Source organism: Thalassobacterium maritimum (genome assembly GCF_031127805.1).
GTDB classification, from domain to species: Bacteria; Verrucomicrobiota; Verrucomicrobiia; order Opitutales; family Coraliomargaritaceae; genus Thalassobacterium; species Thalassobacterium maritimum.
In genome coordinates, this window is sequence record NZ_JARXHW010000051.1 from 22,030 (window position 1) to 29,680 (window position 7,651).

3 protein-coding genes are annotated in these 7,651 nt (G+C 53.1%); 2 read left to right on the top strand and 1 reads right to left on the bottom strand.

Annotated elements, in window-relative coordinates; all coding sequences use genetic code 11:
- Positions 1-34 precede the first annotated feature (34 nt).
- Together QEH52_RS16345 and QEH52_RS16350 are read left to right on the top strand one after the other, a co-directional pair.
- Positions 35-3,457: a hypothetical protein gene (locus QEH52_RS16345; RefSeq protein ID WP_308951894.1), complete on the top strand. Its 3,423-nt coding sequence runs from the start codon at positions 35-37 to the stop codon at positions 3,455-3,457.
- A 27-nt stretch (positions 3,458-3,484) separates the two neighbouring features.
- Entirely contained in the window at positions 3,485-6,922 is a 3,438-nt protein-coding gene (locus QEH52_RS16350) for a hypothetical protein (protein ID WP_308951895.1), read from the top strand.
- Between the two features lie 55 nt (positions 6,923-6,977).
- On the opposite strand, the gene QEH52_RS16355 is transcribed toward QEH52_RS16350, so the two are convergent.
- Positions 6,978-7,541 carry a hypothetical protein gene (locus QEH52_RS16355; RefSeq protein WP_308951896.1) on the bottom strand — a complete coding sequence of 188 codons (564 nt, stop codon included), beginning with the start codon at positions 7,539-7,541 and terminating at the stop codon, positions 6,978-6,980.
- Between the last annotated feature and the right edge of the window lie 110 nt (positions 7,542-7,651).

A 7,651-nucleotide genomic window follows, 5' to 3' on the forward strand; every position in this document is an offset into this window, starting at 1 on the left:
CATCCGAATTTTTAATTTTAAAATCAAATTTCTTATGTTCGCAATTATACTACGCCGCTTAGTTTGTTCTCTGCTACTGGCTACTGTGTCTGCCTGGCCGCTGGCTTCCTTTGCCCAAGATCTGGAGCAGCTGACCTTCACGCTCGGAACGACTGGCCGTGATGCCAACGGGGCTGACTTTGGCTATATGGTCTTGCAGTCTCAAGAAGCTGAAGCGGTGATTGGCCGCCCGTATGCAATTTATGAAAAAGCGGCGGACTTCGCGACCGCTGCGCCGTTTCAACTGCGTGCGGTGATCCAACTGCAGACCGACCCTAGAACCATTCGTTCAATTTTGAAGGCATCTGAAAAAGTGGATGAGGATTTCGCGATGCTGGAACAGCGGGTGGATGGCTATTTCGAAGATGTTGACATCTCGACTTTAGGGGCGACTGGCGGCGAGCCTGACCTGGCGGAAAAGGTATCGATTGCGGTGCGGAGTGCACAGGCCAACCCATCGCTATTTGAAGGCCTATACTTCCTCGGACGCTTACACCCCGGCATCAATTGCGTGTTGGGCCTCGCTTACTTTGGTGAATTAAACCAGCCCTTAGTCACATGGGAGCTGCGCGAGTGGAACCCGAGCTCGCGTGAGCCAGAGGATGTGGTCGGGCGTGTCTTAATGGACTTGAGCGCCGCGAGTCCGACCTTGGGCTATCCGCCGCTGCCTGCGCCTGGCAAGCCGGTGGATGTGCCTTTTCCTATTTCAGAAACGACTTACGAGAACGATCCACGCGGACACTTAAATGTGCGATTGCGCTGGCATACTCCCGAGGACTTGCGTCAGCAGTCGCTGCTGGCGATTGGATATAATGTGTATCGTCTCGCTAAGGCGGATGCGATTGGTCTTGGCTGGGTGAGTGAGGGGGACGCTGTGTGTCCGGCCCCGCCGGTCGCGGATGCGCGCATGCTGTTGGAGGCAGGTATGCTGGTGCAAACAAATGTGTATCCAATCATGCCGGTGACGGATTTAAGCGAGGCCGAGTCTGAAGATCTCAGCGATAGCGAGACCTTCTTCACCGCTGATGACGATGACCGCTTCGAGCCCGGCGCTGAAGATACCTTCGGCGATGGGGACGAGTTCTATTATTTTGCCGGAGCGCAAGATCTCTTGCGTCGTCCCGGTGAGTTGTCTGACGGGCACTATGTTAAAATTTGTGATCAAAAACCACCGCTGCCAATTGATGAAGTTAAAGTGCGCAATCATTTCGTGGCTTCGACCAATCCAGCCGAAATTCAAGCTTATGGTGGGGAGCAACATCTTGAAGTGCAGTGGCGCCAGCTCGAGTTCGACGGTGAGGAGCCTCTCGACAATTATAAATATTACATCTACCGCTGGGACAGCCCACAGGAGATACTGGAAAAGTCAGCCAACCCACTGGCCAACTTAGTGGCGGGCCCGATCGATCACGATACCAGCAAAGAGTGGAGGAGCTGGATCGATACTTCATCGCCACTAAATCCGGACGCACCGAACATGGCTGATGATGCGGGGCGCACCTATTTCTACACCGTGCGGGTGGAAGATAACAGTGCTTGTGGCGGTAACATGAGCGCCAATAGCGCTTCAGCTTACGGTGTCTTGCGAGACCGTCGTCCTTTGGAAGATCCAAGTGGCAGCATCACCACGCGTTGCTTAAGCTTAGAGATCGCAGGAAAGGGCACAGAGTTATTTCAGCGAAATCCGGATGACCTGAGCGCCAAGCCCATCATTCGCATCTCGGTCACTCGTTCGAATCCGGACATTGAATGGGCGAGTGTAAATATCAATTTCGGCAAGAATACCGAGTTAGACCCCATCGATCTTGAGAGACGTTATTTCGCCGAAGGTGAGAATCTCGTGATTTTCGATTATCAACCCGCAGCAGTGCGCAACGAGGTGCGAGTCAACGTTCACGGTGGGGACCGCTTTGGCAATATTAGCAATACAGCCTTGTTAACCCTCGGCGATGTGAACCCCAACAGTGCCTACTATGGCGTGGAGTATCTGTATGAGCTGAGTCATATCGAAATTTTGACCGATGACCGAAATTGTGGCCCGCACATCGTGGTAGACACTAGCGCGCCCGGAGGGCTACTGGCCAAGCCAACGCTCGAATTATTCATGCCAGAGCGCGCGCGTGAGTATAAGTTGTATCGTCGCATCAATAACGGGGACCTGTCTTTGATACAACAAGGGCAGACCGAGGACTTGTTTACTGATTTGGCTGATTTCGAATATGCCGACTATGCTTTGCCCAATGCGCCGATGTATACGATCTGCTATTTCCTGCAGGTCTTTGACGAACATGGTAACGCCAGTGCTTTAGTGCCGGTGGATGAGTGTATCGAATTTATTCGTGAATATCCCGCGCCGCTGCTAGCGCAACCAGAGCTCTATTCCGGATCGAACGGGCAATCGATGGCACGGCTGACCTGGTATTGCCCACCAGAAGCCGTGGATAAATTTGAACTGTGGATTGCGAGTGACGATGCCGTCAGTCCCGGTGATGTGGGGGATGCGCTCAGTGAGCTGACCGAGTTCGGGGCACGTCATATTCAAAATGATGCCCGCACATATTATATTTACCAAACACGTCGTTTGGCGACTGTGTTTGGGCAGACTGCGCCAGAGTTTAGCGTCGATTTGGAATTGGATCCAAACAAGGTTTACAGCTTTCTGGTGCGTGCCGTTTCCGCCGAGGGCTTGGATTCACGCTTAACCGGACCTTTCAGTAATCTGCAGTCGATCGCATGGACGCAGGGCGGCTCGGACAATGGGCCCAATGTTGCCTGGCCCGATCGGGATCTGCCCGGACTGCTGGAGGAGAATTTGGAAGCCATGTTTACCAGCGAATTTGGAATGGAAATCCTACGAGACGACGTGAACGGGCCAATGCCGGCACTGCGGATCGGAGCGTATCGCCTGGTGGATGAAGAACTGGATGAAGTGATTCAATACGATAAACAGGCCAATTTAGACGCGAATTTTCCGACATTTCTGACACCGCCCGGAGATCCGGTGGCTTACACCGCGCATCGGATCATAGAGCGCAGGGCTGGTCAGAGCGATGTGACAAAGTCGATTTTCCCCTTTGCATTGTATCGCTATCGAGTCGATGCACCTCTCGTTCGAGAGCCGAGCAAAAATGTAGAGCAAGTGTCACCAATGATGCGGGAGATCGCCTACGAAGGCGGCGTCATTTATGATATCGGAAAGACCGGTGGCGATGTGATCGAAGTCTCACGAATTCGGGACCCCTATGTATTTGCTGAAGTCGTCGATACGTATAGTGGCAACGGCCCGACGCATCATCTCTACATGCGTGATTTTACACCGGTGCAATTTGGCGGGACTTACCAATACCTGATGGTCTTTTTCACTGAGCGTGGCGAGATCGAAACAGTGCTACCACTCAATACCATTACGATTCAATAGAGTCATTTTAAGATAAGGAATATTGTTATGTTTAAACGTGTTTTAGCGCTCACAAGTTTGGCCTGGATCTCTGCGACAACATTGATGGGGCAGGGCTTGGTGCCCTTAGTCTATGAGACCAAGGACGAATGGTTGGTCGACCTACCCGCAGGGGATTTTGGCTATAGCGCTCAAATGATGATTGTCGATAAAGCCACCGGTTTGGTGCGCTCTTACGAGTCTTATGATTCTCCCGGAGACAGTTTTATCAGCGAACCGTATTGGCAGACCGGGGAGCGCATGGATGCACCTGTCACCACACTCTCCTTGTTGTTGGAATCGTATTCCACCCAGTTGATGCTACCCAAAGCGCTCAGCAATCGAATCAAAACCTACTATAGCGGCGGTTATGAGGGGGAGTTTAATTTCAAAATTGTGGGCGTCGGTCCCGAGGCAGCATTGAGCTTCCCCGCGGCACCGGATCAGGAGCAATACGAGCCGATGGTGCTGGTTCAATCCGGGCTCAATAGCCCGCCGAATGCCATTCAACATGAGTTGTTGGTAACTGGTATGGAGACCGCCTATGAAGTCTCGCTTCCGATTGCTATGCCTGTCTTTGAGCGTTCGCTCACCTTTCCAGTCGATCCGAATCTGGTATTTGATGGAAGTAATGCGCTGGTCGCTATGATCTCCGAGGGGCAAGTCTCCTTGCGAGAGCCGATTAAAAATGGGCTAAAACTGCTGAACTCAGAAAATTTCCCAGCAGCCGGGCAATTGATCTATGGGGACTTTTTACAAGACGGGTATGCCAATCAACTGCTCTGCTATGCTCTCAACGATACCAATTTATACCTCTACGTAATCAAGGAAGTTGCAGGGGAATGGCAACTAACACCACCACTGGCTTACGATCTAGGATCGCCGATACAAATGGCGACGCGCCTCGTGTTGGATGGACAGATGCTGGTGGCTGTGCAGTATGTGGGCAGCAATCAAATCGATCTGCTGGACTTAGCTGATGAGAGCATCGTCGATCAATTGACCATGAGCAACCTCAGTGGAGCGCTCACCGGAGTCGTCTCGATGGGGGGCGATCGCTTGCTGATTTTCAGCGGAAAGGGCGGAGTGACCGATCAATATGAACTCTTCGGCTCCGATGGCAGCGGCGGTCTCAAATCGCTCTTTACCGGTCAAGTGCCCATGGATGGCTTCAGCGTTGATGCGAGCAAGCAGAAGCGCCCAAATCTATTTTTCTTTGATGCGTCTCCACTCGGTTCTTCAAACGCACGTTTGCTCGGGTGGCTCTCTGCTTGGGGAGATATTGCCTGGGCCTCAGAGCCCATCTTATATCCGGGAAGTGTGACCTATGACACTTGGGCCGATTGGGGCGCGGAGAACGGCTTACAGAAAAGTTATCAATCCAGTTCCTATGCAGGCGATGAAACCAACAGTGTTTTAACCAATCAAATCAACTCCAGTGCCAGCGTATATGCGCTCAATCTCAGCGGAGAAGAATTTTCAGCCTTGTTCGCGAGCTGGAGTCCCAAGCCCGGCACTTACGATCAGTTGGCACTCATTGAGGCCAGCTTCCCGGAAAATACAGAATTGTATTATCGCGGCAGTGAGGACGAAGCCTGGCAGAGCTATAGCAGTCCCTTCTACCCGAGCGGGGAACAAGTCAGTCTCTCCTATTACATTCAGACTGCGAGTGGAGATAAAAGCCCGATTAAAACGGTCAACTACAATTTCACGCTCTCCGCATTCAACCGGGATAGCAATGGCGATGGCATCCCCGATTATGTGCAAATGGCATTGGGAGGCGATCCATTTGGCACCGGAGATTCCGATGGCGATGCTGCCAGCGATTTGGATGAACTACTGGCCAAGACTTCGATAACAGATCCCACCGAAATGCCCGCCGAGGATTCTGAACTCAATCGGGGCTATTACGAAACTTTGCAAGTGGTCAGTCGCAACCTAGCCAAGGAGCCTTGGTTTACCGGATCGACCGGCTATGTCGATCGCTTGACGGGGGCGCGCCTCGGACAGGCATCCGTTGCGGAAGGCAGCCGCTTTGCCGTCTTTGATCAAGTGCCGCTGGTATATCCTGAAGGCGTCATCGCAGTCTCCACAGAAGCACGCTATTTAATTCTCTCCGAGGGAGTGGCCGAGCCCAGCGGCTTTGAGCAGCTGAAGCTCTTGCCACTGGATCGCAGCGAGCTATTTGAGATCGATGCCAGCTATACTGGCGGATCGCTCTCCGACGCGGCCAGCGAGTGGCTGGATGAACTGGCCGATTACACTGCAGGTGAGCAGACGATTCGCGAACTCAGCTTGCAGGTCGATGATACCGCCTTTGCAATCGCGATGGAGTATGCATTCGAGCAATACTTTAAGGCGCAGGCTTATCTACCATCCGATGCGCAGTTGACACTCTTTCCCAATCGCACCGGCGATGACCGCTGGACCTCACTGTCCGAGGTCGCCACTCTAATGGACGAAAGCAATGGCGAGCCCGAGTTCTCAGTAGATGAACTCTGGGACGGTCTGCAGATTGAAGCCAGCTACAGCGCAGCGGCATCTGTCGTGATTAACTGGGTGGAGTGGACTTATTTCTGCCGCGAAGTCTATCAGAGCTATACCGATGCACAAGTGGCCCACATCACCGGGCAGGGCCCCGTAGACCTACTGCGCGCAGTCTTACGCGAGCAAGCAGTCTCCTCCGAACTGCTAGACACACTCAGCCTCCAGTTGGACGCGATCGGACCCGCGCTAGCCGAAGGGCAAGGCCTCGCAGCGAGCTTTGTTTACGACGACGTGGAGCTCTATGAGTTGACCGTCGAAGAGGCCAACGCCGACGGCTGCTTCCTTGCCCGCAACGCATTTGCGCAGCAATACGCACTCTTCGATGTCTACGGGGAACGCTACATCTCCAGTAAAAGTATCGATCTATTACCAGAGACCCAGATTCGCGTATACGGCGTGCTCCGCGACGACTTTACAGCTTGCGCAGGCACTGCCTTGGAAGTGCGGAGCTTTCAAATCGTTGAAATGCCCGAACTCGCCGCCAACGATAGCGACGGGAACCTCTTGGATGATAACTGGGAGCTCTTCTGGCTCGGCGAGGGCGGACACGATCCCTTTGCAAGTGTCGATGGCAGCGGCTACAGTCTATTGCAGAAATTCCTCGGTGGCCACAATCCGGCCGACTCCAGTGATCTGCCTGCCGCGGCAATCGAAGACCTCAGCGCGCCAGACATCCGCATCCACATGAGCGCTACGAACGAAGTGACACTTACATGGGAATGGCCCGGCGCGTATAGCGACTCCATTCAGTTCAAGCTCATACAGTCTGACGAGCTCGGCAACCTCAGTTCCGTCACGCCCACATCGGTGAACTACAATCGCGTCGGTGACGCCCACACACTGGTGCTAGGCGTGCCCGCCGGCGATGCCCGCTTCTTTAAATTAGTGATGTCATTGTAGTCAGACGCTGCCCGCAAGCGCAGGGCAGCGTCCGCTGCGTGGGCGAGGGCTGTGATTATGGACAAGCCGCCGCATGATTCGCATTGCGGCGCCAAATCAGTGCACACAACCAAAAGGCAAAAACAATCGTTTCAGGATCTGGATAACTGCCGGAGATTTGAACGCGGCGCGTGAACGCGTGGGCCGGCTTGATACGCGCTTGGCAGCCCATTCCGCTTAACAGCATGGTGCGACCAAAGGCCGATTTTGCGGAAAGCTCCATGGCCCCTGACTGAAGTTTAATCTCAAAGCCGCGCCGGAGCATACTGATTTTTGATGCCTCGGCACAAACCTTGTCCTCCTTGATTAATTCCCATGTCGGTGTAACGAAGCCCGATTTCTTGATCGTATAGAGCTGACCATTTAGCTTGAAGCGGCCCGATTCGCCCGCCCAGTTAAAGCGAAGCCCCGCATCAATGCCGTCACCCTGCATTGTATAGTTCCAAGACAAGACATTTGGTTGGCATTCAATCATCGCGTTACTAAAGTTTGTGTAACGCTCGATAGCAAGGTATATTATGCGATGCCTGGGGAGAGGGAGGGATTCGATTACGAACACTTTTGGAACGATTGTGGTCAAGTCTTTCGTGATTTTCTCAGTGTTTTCAATTTTTCAAAATCACCGCGAATAAGCGCGACCTTCTTTGCTCGCGACCACTTCTTAAGCTGTCGCTCTCGTTTGATGGTCGC